Origin of the sequence: Citrobacter sp. JUb117, from assembly GCF_024809055.1 — a bacterium.
GTDB classification, from domain to species: Bacteria; Pseudomonadota; Gammaproteobacteria; order Enterobacterales; family Enterobacteriaceae; genus Citrobacter; species Citrobacter gillenii.
Map to the genome: position 1 here is coordinate 281,322 of NZ_JANUFB010000006.1, position 25,201 is coordinate 306,522.

Annotated in this window: 28 protein-coding genes and 1 pseudogene; 15 read left to right on the forward strand and 14 right to left on the reverse strand. The window is 53.6% G+C overall.

Annotated elements, in window-relative coordinates; all coding sequences use genetic code 11:
• Window positions 1-4: 4 nt before the first annotated feature.
• From M2374_RS15775 to M2374_RS15805, 7 genes are all read right to left on the reverse strand, one after another.
• Entirely contained in the window at window positions 5-256 is a 252-nt protein-coding gene (locus M2374_RS15775; RefSeq protein ID WP_096759208.1) for an acyl carrier protein, read from the reverse strand.
• A gap of 12 nt (window positions 257-268) precedes the next feature.
• Window positions 269-526 (reverse strand): phosphopantetheine-binding protein, encoded by a 258-nt coding sequence (locus tag M2374_RS15780; RefSeq protein WP_096759209.1) that lies wholly within the window; start codon window positions 524-526, stop codon window positions 269-271.
• A complete protein-coding gene (locus M2374_RS15785; RefSeq protein WP_404979241.1) occupies window positions 507-1,277 on the reverse strand; it encodes a lysophospholipid acyltransferase family protein in 771 nt (256 codons plus the stop codon). Before M2374_RS15785 ends, M2374_RS15780 begins: the two co-directional genes overlap by 20 nt.
• 41 nt (window positions 1,278-1,318) lie before the next feature.
• Window positions 1,319-2,041: a beta-ketoacyl synthase chain length factor gene (locus M2374_RS15790; RefSeq protein WP_181688674.1), complete on the reverse strand. Its 723-nt coding sequence runs from the start codon at window positions 2,039-2,041 to the stop codon at window positions 1,319-1,321.
• Between the two features lie 40 nt (window positions 2,042-2,081).
• Window positions 2,082-3,143: a class I SAM-dependent methyltransferase gene (locus tag M2374_RS15795; RefSeq protein WP_115257260.1), complete on the reverse strand. Its 1,062-nt coding sequence runs from the start codon at window positions 3,141-3,143 to the stop codon at window positions 2,082-2,084.
• 68 nt (window positions 3,144-3,211) lie between these two features.
• Window positions 3,212-3,589 carry a hypothetical protein gene (locus M2374_RS15800; RefSeq protein WP_135912828.1) on the reverse strand — a complete coding sequence of 126 codons (378 nt, stop codon included), beginning with the start codon at window positions 3,587-3,589 and terminating at the stop codon, window positions 3,212-3,214.
• A gap of 415 nt (window positions 3,590-4,004) precedes the next feature.
• Window positions 4,005-5,054: an AI-2E family transporter gene (locus M2374_RS15805; protein WP_115257262.1), complete on the reverse strand. Its 1,050-nt coding sequence runs from the start codon at window positions 5,052-5,054 to the stop codon at window positions 4,005-4,007.
• A gap of 132 nt (window positions 5,055-5,186) precedes the next feature.
• Between M2374_RS15805 and M2374_RS15810 the strand changes: the two genes are divergently transcribed.
• Window positions 5,187-6,404 carry an MFS transporter gene (locus tag M2374_RS15810; protein ID WP_181688675.1) on the forward strand — a complete coding sequence of 406 codons (1,218 nt, stop codon included), beginning with the start codon at window positions 5,187-5,189 and terminating at the stop codon, window positions 6,402-6,404.
• Between the two features lie 3 nt (window positions 6,405-6,407).
• On the opposite strand, the gene M2374_RS15815 is transcribed toward M2374_RS15810, so the two are convergent.
• A complete protein-coding gene (locus tag M2374_RS15815; protein WP_115257264.1) occupies window positions 6,408-6,965 on the reverse strand; it encodes a DcrB family lipoprotein in 558 nt (185 codons plus the stop codon).
• Between the two features lie 72 nt (window positions 6,966-7,037).
• Window positions 7,038-7,703: a 7-cyano-7-deazaguanine/7-aminomethyl-7-deazaguanine transporter gene (locus tag M2374_RS15820; protein WP_096759217.1), complete on the reverse strand. Its 666-nt coding sequence runs from the start codon at window positions 7,701-7,703 to the stop codon at window positions 7,038-7,040.
• A gap of 169 nt (window positions 7,704-7,872) precedes the next feature.
• Here M2374_RS15820 and tusA point away from each other — a divergent pair, with 169 nt between their 5' ends.
• Window positions 7,873-8,118: a sulfurtransferase TusA gene (tusA, locus tag M2374_RS15825; protein ID WP_003827551.1), complete on the forward strand. Its 246-nt coding sequence runs from the start codon at window positions 7,873-7,875 to the stop codon at window positions 8,116-8,118.
• A gap of 101 nt (window positions 8,119-8,219) precedes the next feature.
• Here the strand turns inward: tusA and zntA are convergent, their stop codons facing one another.
• Window positions 8,220-10,430: a Zn(II)/Cd(II)/Pb(II) translocating P-type ATPase ZntA gene (gene zntA / locus M2374_RS15830; RefSeq protein WP_181688676.1), complete on the reverse strand. Its 2,211-nt coding sequence runs from the start codon at window positions 10,428-10,430 to the stop codon at window positions 8,220-8,222.
• A gap of 75 nt (window positions 10,431-10,505) precedes the next feature.
• Window positions 10,506-11,132 (reverse strand): lysoplasmalogenase, encoded by a 627-nt coding sequence (locus M2374_RS15835; protein ID WP_096759219.1) that lies wholly within the window; start codon window positions 11,130-11,132, stop codon window positions 10,506-10,508.
• A 141-nt stretch (window positions 11,133-11,273) separates the two neighbouring features.
• Here M2374_RS15835 and M2374_RS15840 point away from each other — a divergent pair, with 141 nt between their 5' ends.
• On the forward strand, window positions 11,274-11,645 hold the full coding sequence (locus tag M2374_RS15840) for a DUF2500 domain-containing protein (RefSeq protein ID WP_137362568.1): 372 nt from the start codon (window positions 11,274-11,276) through the stop codon (window positions 11,643-11,645).
• Window positions 11,646-11,711: 66 nt separating this feature from the next.
• Here M2374_RS15840 and M2374_RS15845 read toward each other — a convergent pair whose 3' ends face one another.
• Window positions 11,712-11,987 (reverse strand): DUF1145 family protein, encoded by a 276-nt coding sequence (locus M2374_RS15845; RefSeq protein WP_096759221.1) that lies wholly within the window; start codon window positions 11,985-11,987, stop codon window positions 11,712-11,714.
• Window positions 11,977-12,573 carry a 16S rRNA (guanine(966)-N(2))-methyltransferase gene (rsmD, locus tag M2374_RS15850; RefSeq protein WP_096759222.1) on the reverse strand — a complete coding sequence of 199 codons (597 nt, stop codon included), beginning with the start codon at window positions 12,571-12,573 and terminating at the stop codon, window positions 11,977-11,979. The genes M2374_RS15845 and rsmD overlap by 11 nt, the downstream gene beginning before the upstream one ends.
• Window positions 12,574-12,847: 274 nt before the next feature.
• On the opposite strand from rsmD, the gene ftsY reads away from it, so the two are divergent.
• The 5 genes from ftsY (at window position 12,848) to M2374_RS15875 (ending at window position 18,625) form a co-directional block, all read left to right on the forward strand.
• Window positions 12,848-14,368, forward strand: coding sequence for a signal recognition particle-docking protein FtsY (ftsY, locus tag M2374_RS15855; protein WP_181688677.1), 1,521 nt, complete (start codon window positions 12,848-12,850; stop codon window positions 14,366-14,368).
• A gap of 2 nt (window positions 14,369-14,370) precedes the next feature.
• Window positions 14,371-15,039 carry a cell division ATP-binding protein FtsE gene (gene ftsE / locus M2374_RS15860; RefSeq protein ID WP_096759224.1) on the forward strand — a complete coding sequence of 223 codons (669 nt, stop codon included), beginning with the start codon at window positions 14,371-14,373 and terminating at the stop codon, window positions 15,037-15,039.
• The gene (ftsX, locus tag M2374_RS15865; protein ID WP_096759225.1) at window positions 15,032-16,090 is read left to right on the forward strand and encodes a permease-like cell division protein FtsX; all 1,059 of its coding nucleotides are present in this window, start codon (window positions 15,032-15,034) and stop codon (window positions 16,088-16,090) included. The genes ftsE and ftsX overlap by 8 nt, the downstream gene beginning before the upstream one ends.
• A 254-nt stretch (window positions 16,091-16,344) precedes the next feature.
• Complete coding sequence (gene rpoH / locus M2374_RS15870) at window positions 16,345-17,199, forward strand: RNA polymerase sigma factor RpoH (RefSeq protein WP_096759226.1); 855 nt, start codon at window positions 16,345-16,347, stop codon at window positions 17,197-17,199.
• Window positions 17,200-17,521: 322 nt separating this feature from the next.
• Window positions 17,522-18,625: a branched-chain amino acid ABC transporter substrate-binding protein gene (locus M2374_RS15875; RefSeq protein ID WP_138140553.1), complete on the forward strand. Its 1,104-nt coding sequence runs from the start codon at window positions 17,522-17,524 to the stop codon at window positions 18,623-18,625.
• An 86-nt stretch (window positions 18,626-18,711) separates the two neighbouring features.
• Here the strand turns inward: M2374_RS15875 and panM are convergent, their stop codons facing one another.
• A complete protein-coding gene (panM, locus tag M2374_RS15880) occupies window positions 18,712-19,095 on the reverse strand; it encodes an aspartate 1-decarboxylase autocleavage activator PanM (RefSeq protein ID WP_181688678.1) in 384 nt (127 codons plus the stop codon).
• Window positions 19,096-19,519: 424 nt separating this feature from the next.
• On the opposite strand from panM, the gene livK reads away from it, so the two are divergent.
• The 7 genes and pseudogenes from livK to M2374_RS15915 form a co-directional block, all read left to right on the forward strand.
• Window positions 19,520-20,629, forward strand: coding sequence for a high-affinity branched-chain amino acid ABC transporter substrate-binding protein LivK (livK, locus tag M2374_RS15885; protein ID WP_115257271.1), 1,110 nt, complete (start codon window positions 19,520-19,522; stop codon window positions 20,627-20,629).
• A 47-nt stretch (window positions 20,630-20,676) separates the two neighbouring features.
• Entirely contained in the window at window positions 20,677-21,603 is a 927-nt protein-coding gene (gene livH, locus M2374_RS15890; protein ID WP_096759229.1) for a high-affinity branched-chain amino acid ABC transporter permease LivH, read from the forward strand.
• The gene (gene livM, locus M2374_RS15895) at window positions 21,600-22,880 is read left to right on the forward strand and encodes a branched chain amino acid ABC transporter permease LivM (protein WP_096759230.1); all 1,281 of its coding nucleotides are present in this window, start codon (window positions 21,600-21,602) and stop codon (window positions 22,878-22,880) included. The genes livH and livM overlap by 4 nt, the downstream gene beginning before the upstream one ends.
• A complete protein-coding gene (gene livG, locus M2374_RS15900) occupies window positions 22,877-23,644 on the forward strand; it encodes a high-affinity branched-chain amino acid ABC transporter ATP-binding protein LivG (protein ID WP_096759231.1) in 768 nt (255 codons plus the stop codon). The genes livM and livG overlap by 4 nt, the downstream gene beginning before the upstream one ends.
• A 17-nt stretch (window positions 23,645-23,661) precedes the next feature.
• Window positions 23,662-24,375 carry a high-affinity branched-chain amino acid ABC transporter ATP-binding protein LivF gene (livF, locus tag M2374_RS15905; RefSeq protein ID WP_096759502.1) on the forward strand — a complete coding sequence of 238 codons (714 nt, stop codon included), beginning with the start codon at window positions 23,662-23,664 and terminating at the stop codon, window positions 24,373-24,375.
• 99 nt (window positions 24,376-24,474) lie between these two features.
• Window positions 24,475-24,756, forward strand: coding sequence for a hypothetical protein (locus tag M2374_RS15910; RefSeq protein ID WP_115257272.1), 282 nt, complete (start codon window positions 24,475-24,477; stop codon window positions 24,754-24,756).
• Between the two features lie 20 nt (window positions 24,757-24,776).
• Window positions 24,777-25,046, forward strand: a pseudogene (locus M2374_RS15915) (dTDP-glucose pyrophosphorylase); the annotation flags it as partial.
• Window positions 25,047-25,201: the final 155 nt, after the last annotated feature.

Sequence of the window (25,201 nt, forward strand, 5' to 3'; positions counted from 1 at the left end):
TGCGTTATGCTTCTTTGAGCAGGCGTTCTACCGCATCGACGACATCCTGCACTGTCCGCACCGCTTTAAATTCCTCCGGCTTGATTTTCTTGCCGGTTTTCTTTTGCAGATGCACGATCATGTCAACAGCGTCAATGCTGTCCAGTTCCAGATCGTCGTACAGGCGCGCCTCGGGCTTAATGTCCTGTGGGTCGACTTCAAACAGCTTAACCAGCAGCGCGGAGACTTCTTCGTAAATGGCTTTTTGTTCAGTCATAACGGACTTTCCTCAGGCACGTTGCGCGTGAATGAAAGATGCCAGCGTGGCGACGGAGAAGAAGTGCTGGCGCATCTCTTCGCTCTCAGCCGAGAGAACCACGCCATACTCATTTTTCACCGCCAGGCCTAACTCCAGGGCGTCGATGGAGTCCAGCCCTAAGCCATCGCCAAACAGCGCTGCGTCGGTTTCAATATCGTCAGCAGTAAGTTCGTCGAGATTCAATGTCGTTATAATGAGATTTTTGATTTCAAGATAAAGCGCTTGCATCATTAATTCCTGAAAGAGGTAACGTACCTGGTTGTAATTGAAGCAAAAGATGCCGGTTCAACTGCCTTGCGGCCAGCGCCGGTTCTTGTGAATTTGCATCGTAAAATTGGTCGATTTTTACCCGTGCGCGGACGGATATGGTAAATACGGGTTTAGCCGGTGGAATGTCATACCATTTGCTTTGCTTATCAAGCATTTGCTCGCTGCAGTTAATCGTGACTATGCGTAAGTCGCTGTGGCAGCGCACGGCGATATTTGCCGCACCACGCTGGAGCGTCATTTCCTCACCGGGACGCGTGCGTGTCCCCTCGGGGAAAATCAATATTGTGTTGCCTTGTTCCAGCCGCTGCTGGCAGGCGGGCAACAGTGCATCAGCCTGGCTGTTAATCAGATAATCCGCCGCCCGGACTACGCCGCCGAGGAACGGATTCTTCAGGAGCGCGCTTTTCACCAGACAGTCTGTTTCTGCCATGACCGAAGCCAGTAGCACATAGTCGATGAGCGTCGGATGGTTGGCGACGACCAGACATCCTCGTTCCTTGAGCAAAACGTCACGCCCTTCAATGTGGTAATCCAGCACGCCAAGCCCCTTCGTCACCGTTAAAAAGAGACGAAAACTGGCGGCTATGCTGCGTCTGGCAATGCGCCGACGTATGGAATTATTCCATACTGTGATTAACAATACGTTAAACCAGATAGTGGAAAGGAGCAGTCCGCCGATGCCAAACAGGGCGAAGCATAAACCGGTCATCACCAGTCGCCATGCCCGGTTAAGGGGCTGGAACACCGCGCTCACCCCTGACTCCATTGCCACTGTACGCGTTCACCCGTCAGCGTAAACGCCGGGGTATCTCGCAGATAATGTTGTAAAAACAGCAGGCTTTGCGGCAACGTGGACTCGCCGTGGTCGCGGTATGGGCGGGTTTCACACCGCCACTGACTACCTGGTTCAATAACCAACGCGACGGCAAATGGCCAGGTCGGCATGTCAGCAGGCAGCTGCGGGTGATAAAACTCAGGCAGGAAACCATCGAAATCGACCATTAACACCCGCTGATATCCCGCCTGTAGCAGGCCCATCACTTCGCATAATCCTTGCTGGAACGTGTCTTTGCCTGCTGAGAGCGAGGAGGAGACGATCGGGTTTTTTGCGGCGATGGTCAGGTTGCCGACGGCGGAGTTATGCACGGACAGGGCGAAATCGGTCGGAGAGATTGGCTGCTCTGTCGCCAATGCGTGCAGGATGCGGTAGTTACGTTCCAGTTCACCGTGACGACTGGTATAGAGGACGGCATCGATCGCATGACGACGGAGCATTGCCAGCCCGCACTCGACGGCCAGCTTGCTACCCGAACTGAGGCGGCGAGCGGTCATCATCGGTAATTCACTGAGCTTTCCCTGTGGCGAGGCTGGATCGATGGTGTGCGAAAGCCGTGACCATTCATGCCACTGTGCCGCTTCGCTTAATCCTGGAGCTTTTGCCTGCCAGTCGGTAATGTTTAATGCAAATTTCATCAACGCGCGTCCGCGATAAATCGGTTATTCCAGTTGTTTGTTATTTTTTCTTCTGGCATATCAATAAAGTATGCCCAATACCCAGGTTATCGTGGCGTTCATCTACCTGAAAACCTGCCTGTTTCAGATAGTGATAAAACTTCTCTACGCTGTAGAAACGACTGTTGCCGTTCGCCATACAGGTAAAATAAAGCGAAGACGCATTCAGGCTAAATGAGGCCGCTTCAAATTTCTGCGCATCCCAGAACAGTTCCATAATGCAGAGTTTGGCACCGGGTTTCATTACGCCGGCAATCTTGCTCAGCATGGCGATAATTTGCTCCGGGGAAAAACAGTCCAGGAATTGACTCATCCACCAGATATCAGCCTCTGCGGGTAAAGGCGAGTCACTAAGCATATCCACAGCATGGAACTTTATGCGATGAGATAATCCTGCATTTTCGATATTTTCACGGGCCAGCGCAATTTGTTGTGGTAAATCTAATAACGTGACGGCGATATTGTCATCATGCTGACAACAACGTAATGCCCATTTTCCGGTATTTCCGCCGACATCGTACAGGGTTGCAGGGGCATTGGCGAATACATACGGTAATGCCGCGTCAAATGCCCCGTCTGAATAGTAATGATCAAAAGCAAACCAACTTTCACGCGCCGCCAGCGGTAATTGCGACAGGGCGGGATAAATGGTTGGCCAGTCGCCAAATATTTTTAATCCGGCGGGTTTACCTTCTTTCAGCGCATTTTCCAGATAGAACAGGCCCTGATAGCAAACATCCTGAGTGAAATCCATGTTCACTCTGGTCATCGTGTCATGTAAAAGAAAATGACCGATTTTGGCGAGGTAATAATATCCCTCTTTGTGGGTAATGATGCGCCCACTTAATCCCATATCCAGCAATATGCTGGCGGCATATTCGTTGATGGTGCTGTTTTCGGTAATTTCGTCGAGCGTAGCGCCGCGTTTACCTTGCTTATCCAGCCAGGTCAGTACTCCCGCATTTCGCAGGCACAACGCGGTTTGAAAAAGCATAGGGGCAAATGCGATACGTTGTGCTTCAGTAATAGCATCCAGTGCGCTGAGCGAGTCCTGTTCGTACATGTGGGAACAACCTGTTGAGTGGCAGATAGTGAGGTTATCGGGCCTTATCGGCCCGACTTTAGGCATAATTACAGATTGGCACCGGCTGCCAGATTGACCTGAATGTCTTTGTCCAGATTGCGCACCCAACGGTTATAGTTTTTATGAATTTTTCCGCCTGAAGCCTGCAGGTTAAGACTGCTGTCATATTTGATGTCGTAGCTGGTCGCGGTGTAGGTGATACGGACTTCTGCCACGTGATCGCGTGTCTGTTGACGAGCTTTGATCACCCCCGGGTTAATTTCCGTCATGATCCACTGGCGTTGAATGCCGGCTTTTAGAATGGCGTTTTTAACCTGGTCCTGAGTGTGCCCCGCGCTAACGCTTGAGTGAACTTGATCGATCGGCGCAGTACGCGCACAGCCTGCCAGCGCGCCGACAACCGCAATAGCGGCAAACCACTTAATATACTGTTTCATTAAAACTCCCTATCACGGTATTTTTATACGATTGAAATAATAAGTGATGAAATTATTCTCGCCTTTCATCATCTGTATCTTTATTTAAGCTAAATTAGAGTTGTATTCCACATGACAGATAACACGGTGCTGGTGGCATGATTTCTTAATATTTAATGGTTTTCTTCAGTAGAAAATTTTGCAGCAACATGATTGGTGCGAAGTATACGTTATCAAGCTAAGCGCATCAATTTAAATGGTTTTTAAATATAGTGGGTTAGTGCCGGAGATGTGTTTTTGGAAGGTTTTTTATTTTAGTTATTATGGTTTTACTTTGTATATTGGTTTTTTATTTAAGTTAAGATGGTAATGTCTGCGTTATTACCATCTTATTCGTAATATATAAACTACCTTGTCTGGTAGTTTATCCCGGTAATCGACTTTTCGGTCTACCGGGGCCAAGCAAAATTGCCAGCTTGCTGCCACCCCTGGTAGTTTCCATCCAGATTTTACACACGCTGGTAAGCGGCACGGAAAGTAACATGCCGACCGGGCCGAGCAGCCATCCCCATACCAGTAAGGACAGGAAGACAACAAGCGTCGACAGGCCTAAACGATGGCCCATCATACGCGGCTCGAGGATATTGCCAATCACCATATGTACGACCAAAAATAGGGCGCCGACCAGCACGCATTCGTAAATTCCGTTGAACAGCAGCGCCTGCAGCATGGGAGGGACGGCGGAAATCACCGAGCCAATATTGGGTACATAGTTAAGCAGGAATGCCAGCACGCCCCACATCAGCGCAAACTGAATGCCCATTAGCGCCAGTCCCAGCCAGACGATAGCTCCGGTCCATAAGCTGAGCAATGTTTTTAACGCCAGGTAGTGAGAAACGCCCTTCAATGCACGGTGCAGACCCGCAATATGGATCTGCGGATTATTCAGCGCAAAGCGCAGCTTGTAAGGAACATGGCGTACCTCAAACAGCATAAACACCACCGTCATTACCAGCAGGAAGACGCTGGCCATTGCGCCGGAAAGCCCGGTCATCAGCGTGGTCGTGAAGGTCATTAGCTTGTCGGAGTCAATACGTTGCAGTAGACGTTCTGGCGACATGTGCAGGTTAAGAAAGGGCACCATCTCTTGCACGTAGAGGACCTTGCGCGTCAGCTCCTTGTTGTACTTTGGCAGCATGTCCATGAATTCTGTGATTGAAGATGCGAGAACGCCGACCAGCGCGGTGAGCACGAACAGCATCACTACCACCACCAGCGTAATGGCAATCGGGCGACGCAGCCCCCGGCGAATAAACCAGGTCACCAGCGGGTTCAGGACGATGGCAAAAAAGAGGGCCAGCAACAGCTGCACAATAATGTCGGCAGCCGCATGAATACCTGCGAGGATCACCACCAGGGCGGCCAGTTTGAGCAAAATATGCAAACCTGTTTTATCAGGCTGAGCGCTTGTCATGTGTTCTTCCTTTTTACGTTTTGCTCTAAGTGTAGCGGCTGGCTTACGACCTATATTCCTAAACTGTCTGCTGATTTCTGCCCGGCAACATGGTAGAAATGAAACACTGTTGTAAAAATGTGGTGACCCTTCATGCCCGAACCCGTCGCTGAACCGGCGCTTAACGGATTTCGTCTCAATCTGCGCATTGTCTCGGTGGTGATGTTTAACTTCGCCAGCTACCTGACTATTGGCTTGCCGCTCGCGGTGCTACCCGGCTATGTTCATGATGTTATGGGTTTTAGCGCCTTCTGGGCTGGGCTTGTGATCAGCCTGCAATATTTCGCCACCTTGTTGAGCCGCCCGCATGCGGGGCGATACGCCGATCTGCTGGGGCCGAAAAAGATTGTCGTGTTCGGGCTGTGCGGCTGTTTTTTAAGTGGCCTGGGCTATTTGCTGGCGGGAACAACCAGTGGCTGGCCGATGGTGAGCTTAGTGTTGCTGTGCCTCGGGCGCGTGATTCTGGGGATTGGGCAAAGTTTTGCCGGTACCGGTTCAACGCTGTGGGGCGTGGGTGTGGTGGGCTCAATACACATTGGGCGGGTGATTTCATGGAACGGTATCGTCACCTACGGAGCGATGGCGATAGGCGCGCCGCTGGGCGTGCTGTGTTACGCCTGGGGTGGTTTGCAGGGACTGGCGCTGACCATCATGGCGGTGGCTCTGTTAGCAATAATGTTGGCGCTGCCACGTCCGGCGGTGAAGGCCAGCAAGGGCAAGCCGATGCCGTTTCGCGCGGTGCTCGGGCGCGTCTGGTTGTACGGTATGGCGCTGGCGTTGGCTTCCGCTGGTTTTGGGGTGATCGCCACCTTTATCACGCTGTTTTATGACGCCAAAGGCTGGGACGGCGCGGCATTCGCGTTGACGCTGTTTAGCTGTACGTTTGTCGGGACCCGCCTGTTATTCCCAAACGGCATTAACCGCTTAGGCGGGTTAAATGTGGCGATGATCTGTTTTAGCGTGGAAATAGTTGGGCTGCTGCTGGTAGGGATGGCGGATCTGCCGTGGATGGCGAAAGTAGGCGTTCTGTTGGCAGGTGCGGGGTTCTCGCTGGTGTTCCCGGCGCTGGGCGTGGTGGCGGTAAAAGCGGTGCCGCAGCAGAATCAGGGCGCTGCGCTGGCGACCTACACGGTATTTATGGATCTCTCACTGGGGATTACCGGGCCGCTGGCGGGACTGGTGATGACGTGGGCGGGCGTACCGGTTATTTATCTGGCGGCAGCCGGGCTGGTGGCGGTGGCGTTATTGCTGACCTGGCGGTTAAAAAAACGGCCCCCGGAGGACTCTGCGGAGGCCGTGTCATCGTCTTAACCGTTACTGGATAACCAGCGTGTTAATGATGTTCTCTGCGGTCGCCTGCGCTTTCTGCTGATCGTCAGCAGGCAGCGTGATCTGCAGGGTCAGAAGCTGGTTGTCCACTTTGCCCAGCACCACAGAAGAGTAAGCGGTCTGGCCTTTGGCGGAGATGATGCTGTCTAACTGCTGCAGGGTATGGCCCTTCAGCTCAATCGACTTGTTGGTGACGACCTGCAGCTGCGGGTCACGGCTACGCTGCTGATCTTCCAGGCGTTTGGCCAGCACGGTCAGGTCTTCACTGGTGTCATCACCGACAATCACAATCACTGCTTTCTGGCCGGTTGCGTCAGAATACACGTGCATATTGTTGGCCTGAGTACCCAGCTTGCCGCTCTGATCGGTCATATCTGCTGGCAGGGAAAAACTGAGCTTGCCGTCCAGCAGGCTGACCGGTTGTCCGGCGGCGTTACTTTCCGCGGCAGCACCCTCGGCTGGCGCTTTGGTATCGCTATTATCACAGGCCGCAAGCCCCATAACCAGCAGGCCAATACCGACATATTTAACCAGATTGCGCATTGACTTCTTCCTTTCGATAAACGGCCATAACGGCTCATTCGTCCATCTTATCACAACTCGGAAAATGAACCTTTAACTCGTCTGTAATGCCGCGATTTCGGATTTATCTGCCAGCCTTTTCAGTAACATATTCAGCAACACACCGTACATCGGCAGGAAGAAAATAATACTGATCAGCACCTTGAAACAGTAATCGACCAGCGCGATTTCCATCCAGTGCTCGGCCATAAAGGCATCCGGGCTGCGCCAGAAGGCGATAAAGAAGAAGGCCAGCGTATCGCTGATGTTGCCAAACAGCGTGGAGGCGGTAGGTGCGAGCCACCAGCGGCGGTTTTGACGCAGGCGGTTAAAGACGTGCACATCCAGAATTTGACCCAGTGCGTAGGCCATAAAGCTGGCGGCGGCGATACGGGCGACAAACAGATTAAAGTGCAGCAGCGCGTCAAATCCTTGCCAGGACCCCATATAAAACAGCGCGGAAACCCCATAGGAGATCAACAGCGCGGGGATCATGACCGCAAAAATGATGCGTCGTGCCAGCGGTGCGCCAAAAATGCGAACGGTCAGGTCGGTGGCGAGGAAAATAAACGGAAAGCTAAAGGCGCCCCATGTGGTATGGAAACCGAAGATGGTGATCGGCAGTTGTACCAGATAGTTGCTGGATGTGATCACCAGCAGATGGAATAGCGATAGCCAGAACAACGCTTTTACGCGCTGAGTTTGTGTAAACGGAGTCATATTGTACCTTTTTAGTCAAGAATTGGGGTGAGGGAACCCAATAAAACGGTCGCATGATACTGCTTTAACAGGGCTTTGCAATGGTTGTTTTTCACGCAATCGTTAACCTGATTGGCTTACTGACCAACAGAGCGTAAAATAACGCCGTTTTTTATTGAACGAGACAACGATGAGCGATTTGTTTACCTCTCCCGACCATACCCTTGATGCCCAAGGGCTGCGCTGCCCGGAACCAGTGATGATGGTGCGTAAAACTGTGCGCGGCATGCAGGCCGGTGAAACGCTGCTGATTGTCGCGGACGATCCGGCGACAACCCGCGACATTCCCGGCTTTTGTACGTTTATGGAACATGAGCTGGTGGCCAAAGAGACCGACTCTCTGCCGTACCGCTATTTAGTGCGCAAAGGTCAGTAAGCTTGTTTGCCGGATGGCGGCGCAAGCGCCTAATCCGGCCTACGAATGACGAACAGCCAGTCGGCCTGATAAGCGAAGCACCATCAGGCGAGAAACAGGCACTACCCTTTCCGTAACAGTCGCAGCGCGTTGGCAGTCACCAGTACCGTTGCCCCTGTATCTGCCAGCACCGCCAGCCACAATCCGGTTATCCCCAGTAGCGTGGTTATCAGGAAAATCCCCTTCAGACCCAGCGCAATGGCAATGTTCTGGCGAATATTGGCGTGAGTAGCGCGCGCCAGTTGGATCATTTGCACCAGGCCGCGCAGGCGGTTATGGGTCAGGGCGGCATCCGCCGTTTCCAGCGCGACGTCGGTGCCGCTTCCCATCGCAATGCCGATGGTGGCTGCTTTCATTGCCGGCGCGTCGTTAATCCCGTCCCCAACCATCGCTAGCGGGGACTGCTGGTTCAGGCTGGTCACTACCCGAACTTTATCCTCCGGTAGCAGGCCTGCTTTGAATTCCAGCCCCAACTCACCGGCAATTGCTGCCGCCGCACGTGGGTTATCCCCGGTCAGGATCACGCCTTTTACGCCCAACTGATGAAGCTCGTTGATGGCGGTCAGGGCGTCGTCACGCAGTGTATCCTGTAAGGCCAGCACGCCGAGCACCGCATCGTTGCGCAGCACCAGTACCACCGTTTGCCCGGCACTTTCCAGTTCGCTAATCTGTCCGGCAAAGGCTTCGGCAGGCTGTTTGCCCGCTGCGCAAATCAGTATCCGCTCGCCGTTGACCTGCGCTTCAATACCCGAACCCACCAACGCCCGCTGCGCTTGTGCTGCCGGGATGGTCAATTCACGGGTCTGTGCTTCACGGACAATCGCCTGAGCCAGCGGGTGCGTGGCACCTTGCTCAACCGCTGCCGCCAGCGCCAGCAGTTCGGACTCGCTGATGCCGCTCGCCGGATGAATCGCCGTCACGCGCGGTTTACCCACGGTCAGGGTACCGGTTTTATCGAATGCCACATGAGTGATTCTGCCTAATTGCTCCAGCGCGGCTCCGCCTTTAATCAGCGCCCCACGCCGCGCCGCCGCCGCCAGCCCGGAGGTAATTGCGGCAGGCGTTGAGATCACCAGCGCACACGGGCAGCCAATCAACAGCAGCGTCAGCCCTTTATAAATCCACTCCTGCCAGGAAGCGGCAAACAGCAGTGGGGGAACAAGAGTGACCAGCAGGGCGATCGCCATGATGGCCGGAGTGTAAATGCGGCTGAAGCGGTCAATAAATCGCTCAATCGGGGCCCGACGTTCTTCGGCTTCCTCTATCAGCTTCAGGATGCGGTCAATGGCGCTGGCGCCCGGTTCAGACAGGACTTCCAGCGTGACAAGGCGGTCAACGCTGGTGGCGCCCGCCGGGACTTTATCGCCCGTGGCGCGTTCGACAGGAATAGATTCGCCGGTCAGGGCGCTTTCATCAAAGCTGGCAAAGCCGGAGACCAGTTTGCCGTCGGCGGGTAAGCGCCCACCTGCAGCCACTTCAATCACGTCGCCGGGCTGGAGGCTGTTAATGGCCACCTCTTCGCGCTCGCCATTGCGCAGGCGGACTGCGGTTTCGGGTTTTAGCGCCATCAGCGCGCTGACCCCTTTGCGGGCGCGGCTGGCAGCCCATCCTTCCAGGCGTTCGCCAATTAAAAACAGCAGCAGTACCATCGCGGCTTCCGCCGTGGCACCAATAAACAGCGCACCAATGGCGGCGACGCTCATTAACGTTTCAATGGCAAAGTAGCTGCCGGTTTTCATCAGGCGCAGCGCCTGACGGGCAATGGGATACAGCCCGACCAGCGTCGTGGCGATAAACGCCATCTGACCAAAGGGATGATTGAACTGCTCCAGCCCCCAGCTAATCGCCATCATGACGATGAGGGTGATCAGCGGCAGATTTTCTTTAAACCGCGACTCGGGTGCGGCTTCCGGTGCTTGCTCATCGCGCAGGGTATAGCCCGCTTTTTGCACCGCGTTTTCTATGTTCTGGCGAATATCGGCCCCGGCATCGACCACCAGTTTTTCGGTAGCGAACAGCACCTGAACCTGGTTGACGCCGCTGACCTGGCGGACCGCATTTTCAACTTTACGCGCGCAGGCGGCGCAATCCATGCCTGAGACTTTCCAGGTATAGCGCGTGCCGTCCACCGTATTGGATACGGGCGTGGGTGAGGGTGCGGCTGTCGAGCAACGGCCTTCACTGCAGCAGTCATCAACCTTCTGCGGTGCAGGCGCGAGCTTGAATGAAGAAAATTGTGGGGCCTTTTTGCCATTGGTATCGGGCGTCGACATGGCATCCTCCGGTTGATAATCATTTCGTATTAACCGGAGGATACACTCTGGAGTCGACTCCAGAGTCAAGCGTTTTTAAAGGTACAGTGAACGTACAATCAGGAAATGTCCGGCGAAGTAGCAGGCGGCGGCAATGGCGTTATCGGCGCGGAAGCGGCGGCGATAATGACTACCCAGCCAGACAATATTGCCGATGAACAGCAATGAGGCACCCATAAATGCCGATAGCGCCGGGGCGGTTGGGCGGAAGAACCACAGCTCGCCAGCCATCCAGACCATCATCAGAGTGATGCCGATAAAGGTGCAGATGGCGACGCGCAGTTCTTCCAGCCGCGTCCAGATCACGGCGATCAGCAGGGCACCCAACACCAGCAGCACCAGCGGCAGAGGCCAGAAGAATGACATCGTCATTTGGCTGGCGAAATAGATGGTATAGAGCAAATGCGACAGGAAAAACGCCCCCACGGCGTACAGCAGGCGTTGACGTGGCAACAGCGTCAGCGCATCGCCGAGCAGCGAGGCCAACAGGCCGGCCAGCACCAGATAGCTGATGGCATTAAACATTGGCGCCTGCCAGGCCAGCAGCAACAGCAGCAATAATGTCAGGGGTTTAAAGACCCAGCGTTGCCAGGTGGGACCACGATAGGACGCATCCACGAACAGCCATGCGGAAAGACAAACAGCGATAAACGACCAAAGCATCTTAGTTCCTTGAATTCGTTATTTTTTCGTAAGCGGGGTGCTTACGGCTCTTCTGTCCAGTGTAGAGGTCGATACCGCCAGATGACAACACCATAACAGGCAGGGTATGCTTATTTCCGCATTTTCTGATGGGTTAATAAAATGAGTAAGCCACCACTTTTTTTCATTGTTATCATTGTATTAATCGTTGTCGCCGCGTCGTTTCGCTTTGTCCAACAGCGCCGGGAAAAAGCGGATAATGATGCCGCGCCGCTGGTGCAAAAGCAGGTTGTGGTGAGCAATAAGCGGGAAAAACCGCTGAATGACCGACGTTCGCGCCAGCAGGAAGTGACTCCAGCGGGTACCAGCATGCGTTATGAAGCGAGCTTTAAGCCACTTAGCGGGGGAATGGAGCAGACGTTTCGCCTGGATGCACAGCAGTATCATGCGTTAACGGTCGGCGATAAAGGCACGCTGAGTTACAAAGGGTCGCGCTTTGTTGATTTTACCCAACGACTGCCGGATGGCGGCTGATGCCTTATCCGGCCTACAAGTCTGTGGGCCCGGCTCGCAACGCGCCGCCGGGCGAAAAGATCACGGCTACTTCTTCAACTGATCTTTAATCTTCTTCTGCCAGACCAGCAACTCAAACACGCCGAACAGGAAAATACGCACTTTCTCGCCGGTGGTCATCTGCGGGCCGTCTTTCGGCAGGGTGCTTTTTAGCAGCGCCAGCTGCATGCCGTGCATCAGCACCATAAACACCAGCGCCACGTTAACGAAGATATTGAGCGGGCGCGGGAAGGGCTGAAAAAGGTTGAGCAGCAAGAATGCCCAGACGCCCAGCATCAGCAGGCGTCCCAGGTTAATCAGCATGGTGTTCTCCTCGTGCTTCACGTTGATACAGGCGATAAGCAACCTGGCCGGCGACTTTTTCACGATACAACGACCAGTTAACCGGAACCGGCGGCAGGCCGTTTTCGACTTCGCTCTCAACGTAAATATACGCCTCGTTTGCCAGCCAGCCATTCGTTTCCAGAAGCGTTAATGTTTCTTCCAGTAATCCTTTACGAAACGGCGGATCAACAAACACCACATTATGCGGCGACCCTGCCTGAGCCAGAAACGCCAGCGTATTGGTGTTGACGACGCGGGCGTGATTGGCCTTCAGCGTGACGAGATTTTTTTGTAGCTGCTGAGACACCGCCCGATCCATTTCCAGAAGCGTTGCGCCTGCGGCATAACGGGAGAGTGCTTCCAGCCCCAGCGCACCGCTGCCAGCAAAGCAGTCCAGACACTGGGCATCGACCATCATTGGTGCCAGCCAGTTAAACAACGTTTCGCGGACACGGTCAGTAGTGGGTCGCAGACCCGGGCTGTCCGGAACCGGGAGTTTACGGCCGCGCCATTGCCCGCCAATAATGCGGATCTGGCCGCTGCCTGAGTGATTCGGTTTTTTCATTTCTATTATTGCTCAATCCGCCTATAGCATGTCATTCCAGGCGGTGATGTGAGTTAAGTTAACCCGTCGCCTTTCAAGTGACCTCTTCGTTGGCTGCACTTACTCACCCGAATCACTTACTAAAGTAAGCTCATCGGGATTCGTGCGCTTGCCGCCTTGACGTAACTCGAAATTCATTGGGTATAAGTGATAGACTATTTCATCATTTTTTTAGCTGCTATGTACATAGCGTTGACGCTGTGCCATGAAGCAACAGCGGGGAGTGTAGTCGCAAATGGCGAAAGAGAAAAAACGTGGCTTTTTTTCCTGGCTGGGCTTTGGTCAAAAAGAGCAGGCACCGGAAAACGAGACAGAATTAAAAAACGAAGAACAACAACAGGTTGTAGAAGAATCTGCCGTTGTTGAGGAACAGCCGCGCGCGCAGGAAACCCATAGCGAAGCCGAAACGGAGGCCTTTGCGGCTGAAGTTGTGGAAGTCACTGAACAGGTTGCAGAAATCGAAAAACTGCAGCCTGAGCCGGAACCCGTGGTCGAGCAACCGCAGCCGGAGGTTGAACCGGTTGTTGAAGCCCCTGCGCCAACGGCGGTTATCGAACACGAAGAGTTACCGCTGCCGGAAGAAGTAAAAACTGAAGAAATTTCGCCAGAAGAATGGCAGGCGGAAGCGGAAACCGTTGAAATTGTTGAAGCGGTTGAAGAAGAAGCAGAAAACGAACCGCAGCTGACCGACGAAGAACTGGAAGCGCAGGCGCTGGCTGCTGAAGCGGTAGAAGAAGCCGTCATGGTTGTGCCGGTAGAAGAACCTGTCGTAGAAGAACCTGCTGTAGAAGAGCCAGCAGAAGAAGAAACGGTACAAGAACAGGAGAAACCGACGAAAGAAGGCTTCTTTGCGCGTCTGAAACGCAGCCTGCTAAAAACCAAAGAAAACCTCGGTTCCGGATTTATCAGTCTGTTCCGCGGTAAAAAGATCGACGATGATCTGTTTGAGGAACTGGAAGAGCAGTTGCTGATCGCCGATGTGGGGGTCGAAACCACCCGTAAGATCATCGCCAACCTGACGGAAGGGGCCAGCCGCAAGCAGCTTAAAGATGCTGAAGCGCTGTACGGTCTGCTGAAAGATGAAATGGGCGAGATTCTGGCGAAGGTTGATGAACCGCTAAATGTGGATGGTAAGACGCCGTTTGTTATCTTAATGGTTGGTGTGAACGGTGTGGGTAAAACCACCACCATCGGCAAGCTGGCACGTCAGTTCGAGCAGCAGGGCAAATCGGTGATGTTGGCTGCGGGAGATACCTTCCGTGCGGCGGCGGTCGAGCAGCTGCAGGTCTGGGGCCAGCGTAACAACATTCCGGTGATTGCACAGCATACCGGCGCGGATTCCGCGTCTGTTATCTTTGATGCCATCCAGGCGGCGAAGGCGCGTAACGTAGACGTGTTAATTGCCGATACCGCAGGTCGCTTGCAGAACAAAGCGCATCTGATGGAAGAATTGAAAAAAATCGTTCGCGTGATGAAAAAGCTCGACGAAGATGCGCCGCATGAAATTATGCTGACCCTTGACGCCAGTACCGGGCAGAATGCCATAAGCCAGGCCAAACTGTTCCATGAAGCGGTGGGTTTGACCGGTATTACCCTGACCAAGCTGGACGGTACGGCGAAAGGTGGGGTAATTTTCTCGGTTGCCGACCAGTTTGGCATCCCTATCCGCTACATCGGTGTGGGCGAACGTATCGAGGATTTACGTCCGTTTAAAGCGGACGATTTTATAGAGGCACTTTTTGCCCGAGAGGATTAACAATGATTCGCTTTGAACATGTCAGCAAGGCCTATCTCGGTGGGAGACAAGCGCTGCAGGGAGTCACATTCCATATGCAGCCTGGCGAGATGGCGTTTCTGACCGGCCACTCCGGTGCGGGGAAAAGTACCCTGCTGAAGCTGATCTGTGGGATTGAACGGCCCAGTGCCGGGAAAATTTCCTTCAGCGGGCATGACATCAGCCGTTTGAAAAACCGTGAAGTGCCGTTTCTGCGTCGCCAGATCGGCATGATTTTTCAGGATCACCATCTGCTGATGGATCGGACCGTTTTTGACAACGTGGCTATTCCGCTGATTATCGCGGGTGCCAGCGGGGACGATATTCGTCGCCGCGTGTCAGCGGCGCTGGACAAGGTCGGGCTGTTGGACAAAGCGAAGAATTTCCCGATTCAACTCTCCGGCGGTGAGCAGCAGCGTGTGGGAATTGCCCGTGCGGTGGTGAATAAACCTGCGGTACTGCTGGCGGATGAACCGACCGGGAACCTCGATGACGCGTTGTCGGAGGGGATCTTACGCCTGTTCGAAGAGTTCAACCGCGTCGGGGTTACGGTATTAATGGCGACGCACGACATTGGGCTGATCTCCCGTCGTTCCTATCGCCAGATGGTCCTGAGCGACGGACACCTGCATGGAGGCCTGGCGCATGAATAGACGTGACGCTATTAATCAAATCAAACAGTTCGGTGGGCGACTGGACCGTTTTCGTAAATCGGGCGGTGCGCCAGGTGACGGGGGACGCAACGCGCCGAAGCGGGCAAAATCCTCACCAAAGCCGAACTCACGTAAAACCAATGTCTTTAACGAGCAGGTACGCTATGCGTTCCAGGGCGCGTTACAGGACCTGAAAAGCAAGCCGCTGGCGACGTTTCTGACGGTGATGGTGATCGCCATCTCCCTGACGCTGCCGAGCGTGTGTTACATGGTCTATAAGAACGTAAACCAGGCGGCAAGCCAGTATTATCCGTCCCCGCAGATCACCGTATATTTGCAGAAAACGCTGGATGATGACGCGGCGGCGCGGGTGGTTGGTCAATTGCAGGCCGAGCAGGGCGTGGAGAAGGTGAATTATCTTTCCCGCGACGATGCGCTGGGTGAATTCCGTAACTGGTCTGGTTTTGGCGGTGCGCTGGATATGCTGGAAGAGAACCCGCTGCCGGCCGTGGCGGTGGTTATCCCAAAACTGGATTTCCAGGGCACGGAGTCGCTGAACACGCTGCGTGATCGGGTGGCACAAATCAATGGTATTGATGAAGTGCGCATGGATGACAGCTGGTTTGCGCGACTGGCGGCGTTGACGAGTCTGGTGGGGCGCGTTTCGGCAATGATTGGCGTGCTGATGGTGGCCGCGGTGTTCCTGGTTATCGGCAACAGCGTACGACTGAGCATTTTTGCCCGTCGCGATACCATCAACGTACAGAAACTGATTGGCGCAACGGATGGGTTTATCCTGCGACCGTTCCTCTACGGCGGAGCGCTGCTTGGCTTTTCGGGCGCTTTTCTTTCACTGATTTTGTCAGAAATTTTGGTGATGCGTCTGTCTTCAGCGGTCACTGAAGTGGCACAGGTTTTTGGAACTAAATTTGATATCAACGGCTTATCATTCGACGAGTGCCTGCTGCTGCTGCTGGTGTGCTCAATGATTGGCTGGGTGGCAGCCTGGCTTGCCACGGTCCAACATTTACGCCACTTTACCCCTGATTAAAAAATCTCTGGTATAATCTTTCCCTGCACTGAGAAGTTCGCTCTGCAGGGAAAGAGTCCCTGTTGTCTCTTCCCGACATAGTCATTGTGATGTCACATTTTGTGCGTAATGTATACACAGTACGACATGGAACTTGTGGATAAAATCACTGTCTGATAAAAGATTGAATGATATTCTCGTTGCTCATAAGCTCTGGCATGGTTGTTGCTGTCGATTTTTCAACGCGCCAGATGATATAGATTGAGAGGATTTGAATGACCAAAGAAATGCAAAATTTAGCTTTAGCCCCTGTTGGTAACCTGGAATCTTACATCCGGGCTGCAAACGCGTGGCCGATGTTGTCGGCTGACGAGGAGCGGGCACTGGCTGAAAAGCTGCATTACCAGGGCGATCTGGAAGCAGCTAAAACGCTGATCCTGTCTCACCTGCGCTTTGTTGTTCATGTTGCTCGTAACTACGCGGGCTATGGCCTGCCGCAGGCGGATCTGATTCAGGAAGGTAATATCGGCCTGATGAAAGCCGTGCGCCGTTTCAACCCGGAAGTGGGTGTGCGCCTGGTGTCTTTCGCCGTGCACTGGATCAAAGCAGAGATCCACGAATACGTTCTGCGTAACTGGCGTATCGTTAAAGTCGCGACCACCAAAGCACAGCGTAAGCTGTTCTTTAACCTGCGTAAAACTAAACAACGTCTGGGCTGGTTTAACCAGGATGAAGTTGAAATGGTCGCTCGCGAGCTGGGGGTTTCCAGCAAAGACGTCCGCGAAATGGAATCCCGTATGGCGGCGCAGGACATGACGTTTGACATGTCTTCGGACGACGAGTCCGACAGCCAGCCGATGGCTCCGGTGCTTTATCTGCAGGACAAATCGTCTAACTTTGCTGACGGCATTGAAGACGATAACTGGGAAGAGCAGGCGGCGAACAAATTGACTTACGCGATGGAAGGTCTGGACGAACGTAGCCAGGACATCATCCGTGCCCGTTGGCTCGACGAAGACAACAAGTCGACGTTGCAGGAGCTGGCCGATCGCTACGGTGTTTCCGCTGAACGTGTGCGTCAGCTTGAAAAGAACGCCATGAAAAAACTCCGCGCGGCAATCGAAGCGTAATTTTCGCGAATTGCCAATGAACCCTCGAATGTGAATTCGGGGGTTTTGTTTTTTGTAGGCCGGATAAGGCGTTTACGCTGCCATCCGGCAACACGTTTGCCTGATGGCGCTTCGCTTATCGGGCAAACGGGCCTTTCCTCCCCTCCCACCGACACGAATCTGTTATCTGGATGTAAAATTAGCTATTCCAAAATAATAAAAATCGGGTATGTTTTAGCAGAGTATGCTGCTAAAGCACGGGTAGCTATCCAATAATCGAAATAAAGTGCTGAACAACAACATCACAACACACGTAATAACCACAATAATGGGGATTGTCAGGATGAATATGAAGGGTAAAGCGTTATTGGCAGGATGTATCGCCCTGTCTTTGAGCAATATGGCCTTTGCTAAGGATATTAAAGTTGCCGTCGTCGGCGCGATGTCGGGTCCGGTGGCGCAGTATGGCGACCAGGAGTTTACCGGTGCAGAACAGGCGATTGCAGACATTAACGCCAAAGGCGGCGTGAAGGGTGACAAGCTGGTCGTGGTGAAATACGACGATGCCTGTGACCCGAAACAGGCGGTAGCGGTTGCCAACAAAGTGGTTAACGACGGGATTAAATACGTTATCGGTCACCTGTGCTCGTCTTCTACTCAGCCCGCGTCAGATATCTATGAAGACGAAGGCATTCTGATGATCACCCCGGCGGCAACCGCGCCGGAACTGACCGCGCGTGGCTATAATCTGGTGATGCGTACCACTGGCCTGGACTCTGATCAGGGGCCAACCGCCGCGAAATATATTGTTGAAAAAGTGAAGCCGAAACGCATTGCCATCGTTCACGACAAGCAGCAGTACGGCGAAGGTCTGGCGCGCTCTGTGCAAGACAATCTGAAGAAAGCGAATGCTGATGTGGTGTTCTTTGACGGTATCACCGCCGGTGAGAAAGACTTCTCCACCCTGGTGGCGCGTCTGAAGAAAGATAACATCGACTTTGTTTACTACGGTGGCTACCACCCGGAAATGGGGCAGATCCTGCGTCAGGCGCGTGCTGCTGGCCTGAAAACCCAGTTTATGGGACCAGAAGGGGTGGCGAACGTGTCGCTGTCTAACATCGCCGGTGAATCTGCGGAAGGCTTACTGGTGACCAAGCCGAAGAACTATGATCAGGTTCCGGCGAACAAACCGATCGTGGATGCCATCAAGGCCAAGAAACAGGATCCAAGCGGCGCGTTTGTGTGGACCACCTACGCTGCGCTGCAATCATTGCAGGCTGGTCTGAACCATTCCGACGATCCGGCTGAAATTGCTAAATACCTGAAAGCAAACTCTGTTGAAACCGTGATGGGGCCGCTGTCATGGGATGCGAAGGGTGACCTGAAAGGCTTCGAGTTCGGCGTGTTTGATTGGCATGCTAACGGTACGGCTACAGACGCTAAGTGAGTAACTGTCCGGTGGCGCTTTGCTTACCGGGCCTACAACGAGCACTTCATAGGCCGGATAAGCGTCAGCGCCATCCGGCTTTTTTATTACCGTTTCTCCCAGCCATCCGCCTGTGCGCTAAACCCTAATGCCTGCATAAATGCGGCCATCACGCCGCGGTCTTCCACGCCTACATCTGCCATCCACCATGAACTCACGTCAGGTTTTTCGCGGATCACTTCTTCGATCAAATACTGCCCGACGCCGCGACGGCGGGTGATTTCGCGTATGCGTAAGGAATCCAGCGCGCCTTGCGTACCGCTCAGGGTGACGCGTACTGCGCCTAACAGGCGCTCATTAAACCGCGCAGCATAGATCCGGTGAGCGTCATCGACGCGTAGAGATGAGGCGGAATATTCCGGCCAGATTTTGCCCAGATCAATGTTGTCCTGAGCACTAAAGTTTTCTAAACGAATGATGGTCAGCTTCATTGACAGCGTGTCCAAATCACAAAAGATGAAATCAGTGTACCGAAATAATTCCCCCGGACGCTTTCTCTTTTTTATGTGAATAACCAGGTGATTAATTTTATAACAACGATAATTACAGTTTGAAACATTAGGCATTGAAAAACAGGCAGGATATTACCCTGGGATGCAGCATTTTATTCCGCTCTTTGTGCCATTATTTTATGCTGACAAACGTGCTTTTTTTTGTTTATCTATAGTGAAAAGCAGAATATTATCTTTTCTTAATCGACTGAAAAATAGAGATTTTAGCGATAATTTGCTTAAAAAACTGTGCTAAACCATTAATCAGACTGGTAAAAATAGTACAGTTCAAAAAAAGCACAGTCTGCTTTTTAACCATATAAATACAAAATAAATACACAACATCACGAATGGGGATTCAGGAATGAAAAGGAATGCGAAGACAATCATCGCAGGGGTAATCGCACTGGCAATGTCGCACACGGCTATGGCGGAGGAGATCAAAGTCGCTGTGGTCGGGGCAATGTCAGGTCCGGTCGCGCAGTGGGGCGATATGGAATTCAATGGCGCGCGTCAGGCGATTAAAGATATTAATGCCAAAGGTGGCATCAAAGGCGACAAGCTGGTGGGCGTGGAATATGACGACGCCTGCGATCCAAAACAGGCGGTGGCCGTGGCGAATAAAATCGTTAACGACGGCATTCAGTATGTGATTGGTCACCTGTGCTCATCGTCGACTCAACCTGCATCCGACATCTACGAAGATGAAGGCATCCTGATGATTTCCCCGGGTGCCACCAACCCGGAACTGACGCAGCGCGGTTATGCGCACATCATGCGTACGGCCGGTCTGGACTCCTCTCAGGGACCCACCGCGGCGAAATATATTCTTGAGACGGTTAAGCCTCAGCGTATTGCCATCCTCCATGATAAGCAGCAGTACGGTGAAGGACTGGCGCGCTCGGTACAAGACAGCCTGAAAGCGGGCAAAGCCAATATCGTCTTCTTTGATGGGATCACTGCCGGAGAAAAAGATTTTTCTGCGCTGATTGCCCGTCTGAAGAAAGAAAACATCGACTTCGTTTATTACGGCGGCTACTACCCGGAAATGGGACAAATGCTGCGTCAGGCACGCTCTGTGGGCCTGAAAACGCAGTTTATGGGACCAGAAGGCGTGGGTAATGCGTCACTGTCCAACATCGCGGGCGAGGCAGGCGAAGGCATGCTGGTGACCATGCCAAAACGCTATGACCAGGATCCGGCGAATAAGGCTATCGTCGATGCGCTCAAAGCGGACAAGAAAGATCCGACCGGACCATATGTGTGGATCACCTACGCCGCTGTGCAGTCGCTGGCAACCGCTTTGGATCGCAGCGGCAGCAAAGAACCGCTGGATCTGGTGAAAGATTTAAAAGCACACGGGGCTGATACCGTGATTGGGCCGCTGAATTGGGATGAAAAAGGCGATCTAAAGGGATTTGAGTTTGGTGTCTTCCAGTGGCACGCCGACGGGTCGTCCTCGGTAGCCAAATAATTATCCCACCGCCCGGTGATGCCGGGCGGGTATGAAAAGGTTTGCATATGTCCGAGCAGTTCCTCTATTTCTTACAGCAGATGTTTAACGGCGTCACGCTGGGAAGCACCTACGCGCTGATCGCTATCGGTTACACGATGGTGTACGGCATTATCGGCATGATCAACTTCGCCCACGGCGAGGTGTATATGATCGGCAGCTATGTCTCCTTTATGATCATCGCTGCGCTAATGATGATGGGTATTGATACCAGCTGGCTGCTGGTAGCGGCCGGATTCGTCGGCGCTATCGTGATTGCCAGCGCCTACGGCTGGAGTATTGAACGCGTGGCATACCGGCCCGTGCGCAGCTCCAAGCGCCTGATTGCGCTGATTTCCGCCATCGGGATGTCCATCTTCCTGCAAAACTACGTCAGCCTGACCGAAGGCTCGCGCGATGTGGCGCTGCCCAGCCTGTTTAACGGCCAGTGGACCATCGGCAGTAGCGAAAACTTCTCTGCCTCCATTACGACCATGCAGGCGGTTATCTGGGTTGTGACCTTTGTAGCCATGCTGGCGCTGACGATTTTCATCCGCTACTCGCGTATGGGCCGTGCGTGTCGCGCCTGTGCAGAAGATCTGAAAATGGCCAGCCTGCTCGGTATTAACACTGACCGCGTGATTGCGCTGACTTTTGTGATCGGTGCGGCGATGGCGGCAGTGGCGGGCGTGCTGCTCGGTCAATTCTACGGCGTTATCAACCCGTATATCGGCTTTATGGCCGGGATGAAAGCCTTTACCGCCGCCGTACTGGGTGGCATCGGTAGCATCCCTGGGGCGATGATTGGCGGTCTGATTCTGGGTGTAGCGGAAGCGCTTTCCTCTGCGTATCTGAGTACGGAATACAAAGACGTGGTGTCGTTTGCACTGCTGATTATCGTGCTGCTGGTGATGCCGACCGGTATTCTGGGTCGCCCGGAGGTAGAGAAAGTATGAAACCAATGCACGTTGCGATGGCGCTGCTCTCTGCCGCCATGTTTTTCATCCTCGCGGGCGTCTTTATGGGCGTTCAGTTAGAGCTGGATGGCACCAAGCTGGTCGTTGATGTCGCCAGTGATATTCGCTGGCAGTGGGTGTTTATCGGCACCGGAGTCGTTTTTCTGTTCCAGCTGCTGCGCCCGGCTTTCCAGCACAGCATGAAGCGAGTTTCCGGCCCGAAGTTTATTCTGCCGGCGATTGACGGCTCCACCGTCAAACAAAAACTGTTCCTGGTGGCGCTGCTGGTGATTGCCGTAGCGTGGCCGTTTATGGTCTCACGCGGCACGGTCGATATCGCCACCCTGACGATGATCTATATCATCCTCGGTCTGGGCTTAAACGTAGTGGTGGGGCTTTCTGGTCTGCTGGTGCTGGGCTACGGGGGTTTTTATGCTATCGGTGCTTACACCTTCGCGCTGTTGAACCACTATTACGGTCTTGGTTTCTGGACCTGCCTGCCGCTGGCAGGCCTGGTCTCTGCGGCAGCGGGTTTCCTGCTCGGCTTCCCGGTACTGCGTCTGCGCGGTGACTATCTGGCGATTGTGACCTTAGGTTTTGGTGAGATCGTCCGTATTCTGTTGCTGAACAATACTGAAGTGACCGGTGGCCCGAACGGCATCAGCCAGATCCCGAAACCGACTCTCTTCGGTCTCGAGTTCAGCCGTAGCGCCCGCGAAGGCGGCTGGGATACCTTCAGCAACTTCTTCGGCGTGAAGTATGACCCGTCTGACCGTGTGATTTTCCTCTATCTGGTGGCGTTGCTGCTGGTGGTTTTCTCACTGTTTGTCATAAACCGCCTGCTGCGTATGCCGCTGGGCCGCGCGTGGGAAGCCTTGCGTGAAGATGAAATCGCCTGCCGCTCGCTGGGTTTAAACCCAACACGTATCAAGCTGACCGCCTTTACCATCAGTGCCGCGTTTGCCGGCTTTGCCGGCACGCTGTTCGCCGCGCGTCAGGGCTTCGTTAGTCCGGAGTCTTTCACTTTTGCTGAATCGGCCTTCGTACTGGCGATTGTAGTCCTCGGTGGCATGGGGTCGCAGTTTGCGGTGATCCTGGCGGCCATCCTGCTGGTGGTGTCACGCGAACTGATGCGTGATTTCAATGAATACAGCATGTTGATGCTCGGTGGTTTGATGGTACTGATGATGATCTGGCGCCCACAGGGGCTTCTGCCGATGACCCGTCCACAGTTGAAGTTGAAAAACGGGCAAGCGAAAGAAGGAGAGCAGGCATGAGTCAGCCATTATTATCCGTGAACGGCCTGATGATGCGCTTCGGCGGTCTGCTGGCGGTCAACAACGTTGAACTGGAACTGAGGCCGCAGGAAATTGTCTCGTTAATCGGGCCAAACGGTGCGGGTAAAACCACAGTTTTCAACTGTCTGACCGGTTTTTACAAGCCGACGGGGGGGACGATCAAGCTGCGCGATCAGCATCTGGAAGGGCTGCCGGGCCAGCAAATTGCCCGCATGGGCGTGGTGCGCACCTTCCAGCACGTGCGTCTGTTCCGCGAGATGACGGTGATTGAAAACCTGCTGGTGGCGCAACACCAACAGCTGAAAACCGGTGTCTTCTCCGGATTGCTGAAAACCCCGTCTTTCCGTCGTGCCCAGAGCGAAGCGCTGGACCGTGCTGCCACCTGGCTTGAGCGTATCGGTCTGCTGGAACACGCCAACCGTCAGGCCAGTAACCTGGCCTATGGTGACCAGCGTCGTCTGGAGATTGCTCGTTGCATGGTGACCCAGCCGGAAATCCTGATGCTCGACGAACCTGCCGCGGGGCTCAACCCGAAAGAGACTAAAGAGCTGGATGAGCTGATTGCTGAGCTGCGTAATCATCACAACACTTCAATCTTGTTGATTGAACATGACATGAAGCTGGTGATGGGGATTTCAGACCGTATCTATGTGGTGAACCAGGGCACGCCGCTGGCAAATGGGACGCCGGAACAGATTCGTAATAACCCGGATGTCATCCGCGCCTATTTAGGTGAAGCATAATGGGGGCGAGCCAAAAGATGGAAAAAGCGATGTTAACGTTTGACAAGGTGAACGCCCACTACGGAAAGATCCAGGCGCTGCACGACGTCAGTCTGTATATCAATCAGGGTGAGATCGTGACGTTAATCGGTGCCAACGGTGCGGGTAAAACCACGCTGCTCGGCACATTGTGCGGCGATCCGCGAGCGACCAGCGGGCGCATTGTTTTTGATGGTAAAGACATCACCGACTGGCAGACGGCGAAAATCATGCGTGAAGCGGTGGCGATTGTCCCGGAAGGGCGTCGCGTGTTTTCGCGCATGACGGTGGAAGAGAACCTGGCAATGGGTGGCTTCTTTGTTGAACGCAACCAGTTTCAGGAACGTATCAAGTGGGTGTATGACCTGTTCCCACGCCTGCATGAGCGTCGTATTCAACGGGCGGGCACCATGTCCGGCGGTGAACAGCAGATGCTGGCGATTGGCCGCGCGCTGATGAGCCAGCCACGTCTGCTGCTGCTTGATGAACCATCTCTGGGGCTGGCGCCGATTATCATCCAGCAGATCTTTAACACCATCGAACAGCTGCGTGAGCAGGGGATGACCATCTTCCTCGTCGAGCAGAACGCCAATCAGGCGCTGAAGCTCGCCGATCGCGGCTACGTGCTGGAAAACGGTCATGTGGTTCTGGAGGACACCGGCGATGCGCTGCTGGCCAACGAAGCGGTGCGCAGCGCCTATCTGGGCGGGTAATATTTCTTGAAATAGACCAGGGGCCGATGTGGCCCCTTTTTATTGCTCCATGTTATTATTGAGAATAATTATCAATAATAAAATGAACAAGGAGAAAGGATGCGACGTTCTGGCACCTGCATGATGATTGGAAGTCTGTTTTTGGCGCTCTCATCCAGCGCTCAGGCATTGAAGCCGCAAACGTTCGACCCGCGCGATCCCGCTATCTGGGAAGAAAAAACCACCAATCCGTTAGCACAATCCAACTCGCCCTGCGAAGTATTCACCAGCTCGGTGTGCCCGAGTTGGGAAGATGAAAAATCGGATATCCAGCGTGAGCGTGAGCGGCGGGAGCAGCAGCGTTTACAGAATGAGTACGAACGACGCTGGCGTAGAGATTAAGGCCGGCAACGCTGTTGCTTGCCGTTACGCCAGTTGCGCTGCTGCATTCCTCTGTAGGAGTGCTCCAGCAGGTCGATCTGCGCAATCTGCCGGTGGAAGTCTGTGGTCGCGTGGTTTATCCCATCTCTTCGCTGAAACTTCCTGCGTTACGGGGAAAACGCATCATTAACGCCCAGTCACGCCAACTCAAGTTTCTGGAAAGCCTGGTGGCGATATCTCCGGAAGAAAACATCCATGGTATGCAGATCCTGGGTTTGGCGCTGGAATTTATTTTCGCGCAATCTTCCTGATTTTACTGGACTGATAAAATCCCTCCGTAGGCCGGGTAAGACATCACCACTACCCGGCTTTGTTGTGCACCACCCCGCATTTTCCTGTCACTACGCCTTCACTGCCTTGCCATCTCTCTGTCGCCTTACTATCTTTTTTTTGTAATAAAAAAGTT

Coding starts and splice junctions, on each gene's coding strand:
- M2374_RS15775 (WP_096759208.1), bottom strand. CDS start 256: ATGACTGAACAAAAAGCCATTTACGAAGAAGTCTCCGCGCTGCTGGTT.
- M2374_RS15780 (WP_096759209.1), bottom strand. CDS start 526: ATGCAAGCGCTTTATCTTGAAATCAAAAATCTCATTATAACGACATTG.
- M2374_RS15785 (WP_404979241.1), bottom strand. CDS start 1,277: ATGACCGGTTTATGCTTCGCCCTGTTTGGCATCGGCGGACTGCTCCTT.
- M2374_RS15790 (WP_181688674.1), bottom strand. CDS start 2,041: ATGAAATTTGCATTAAACATTACCGACTGGCAGGCAAAAGCTCCAGGA.
- M2374_RS15795 (WP_115257260.1), bottom strand. CDS start 3,143: ATGTACGAACAGGACTCGCTCAGCGCACTGGATGCTATTACTGAAGCA.
- M2374_RS15805 (WP_115257262.1), bottom strand. CDS start 5,054: ATGACAAGCGCTCAGCCTGATAAAACAGGTTTGCATATTTTGCTCAAA.
- M2374_RS15810 (WP_181688675.1), top strand. CDS start 5,187: ATGCCCGAACCCGTCGCTGAACCGGCGCTTAACGGATTTCGTCTCAAT.
- M2374_RS15815 (WP_115257264.1), bottom strand. CDS start 6,965: ATGCGCAATCTGGTTAAATATGTCGGTATTGGCCTGCTGGTTATGGGG.
- M2374_RS15820 (WP_096759217.1), bottom strand. CDS start 7,703: ATGACTCCGTTTACACAAACTCAGCGCGTAAAAGCGTTGTTCTGGCTA.
- tusA (WP_003827551.1), top strand. CDS start 7,873: ATGAGCGATTTGTTTACCTCTCCCGACCATACCCTTGATGCCCAAGGG.
- zntA (WP_181688676.1), bottom strand. CDS start 10,430: ATGTCGACGCCCGATACCAATGGCAAAAAGGCCCCACAATTTTCTTCA.
- M2374_RS15835 (WP_096759219.1), bottom strand. CDS start 11,132: ATGCTTTGGTCGTTTATCGCTGTTTGTCTTTCCGCATGGCTGTTCGTG.
- M2374_RS15840 (WP_137362568.1), top strand. CDS start 11,274: ATGAGTAAGCCACCACTTTTTTTCATTGTTATCATTGTATTAATCGTT.
- M2374_RS15845 (WP_096759221.1), bottom strand. CDS start 11,987: ATGCTGATTAACCTGGGACGCCTGCTGATGCTGGGCGTCTGGGCATTC.
- rsmD (WP_096759222.1), bottom strand. CDS start 12,573: ATGAAAAAACCGAATCACTCAGGCAGCGGCCAGATCCGCATTATTGGC.
- ftsY (WP_181688677.1), top strand. CDS start 12,848: ATGGCGAAAGAGAAAAAACGTGGCTTTTTTTCCTGGCTGGGCTTTGGT.
- ftsE (WP_096759224.1), top strand. CDS start 14,371: ATGATTCGCTTTGAACATGTCAGCAAGGCCTATCTCGGTGGGAGACAA.
- ftsX (WP_096759225.1), top strand. CDS start 15,032: ATGAATAGACGTGACGCTATTAATCAAATCAAACAGTTCGGTGGGCGA.
- rpoH (WP_096759226.1), top strand. CDS start 16,345: ATGACCAAAGAAATGCAAAATTTAGCTTTAGCCCCTGTTGGTAACCTG.
- M2374_RS15875 (WP_138140553.1), top strand. CDS start 17,522: ATGAATATGAAGGGTAAAGCGTTATTGGCAGGATGTATCGCCCTGTCT.
- panM (WP_181688678.1), bottom strand. CDS start 19,095: ATGAAGCTGACCATCATTCGTTTAGAAAACTTTAGTGCTCAGGACAAC.
- livK (WP_115257271.1), top strand. CDS start 19,520: ATGAAAAGGAATGCGAAGACAATCATCGCAGGGGTAATCGCACTGGCA.
- livH (WP_096759229.1), top strand. CDS start 20,677: ATGTCCGAGCAGTTCCTCTATTTCTTACAGCAGATGTTTAACGGCGTC.
- livM (WP_096759230.1), top strand. CDS start 21,600: ATGAAACCAATGCACGTTGCGATGGCGCTGCTCTCTGCCGCCATGTTT.
- livG (WP_096759231.1), top strand. CDS start 22,877: ATGAGTCAGCCATTATTATCCGTGAACGGCCTGATGATGCGCTTCGGC.
- livF (WP_096759502.1), top strand. CDS start 23,662: ATGGAAAAAGCGATGTTAACGTTTGACAAGGTGAACGCCCACTACGGA.
- M2374_RS15910 (WP_115257272.1), top strand. CDS start 24,475: ATGCGACGTTCTGGCACCTGCATGATGATTGGAAGTCTGTTTTTGGCG.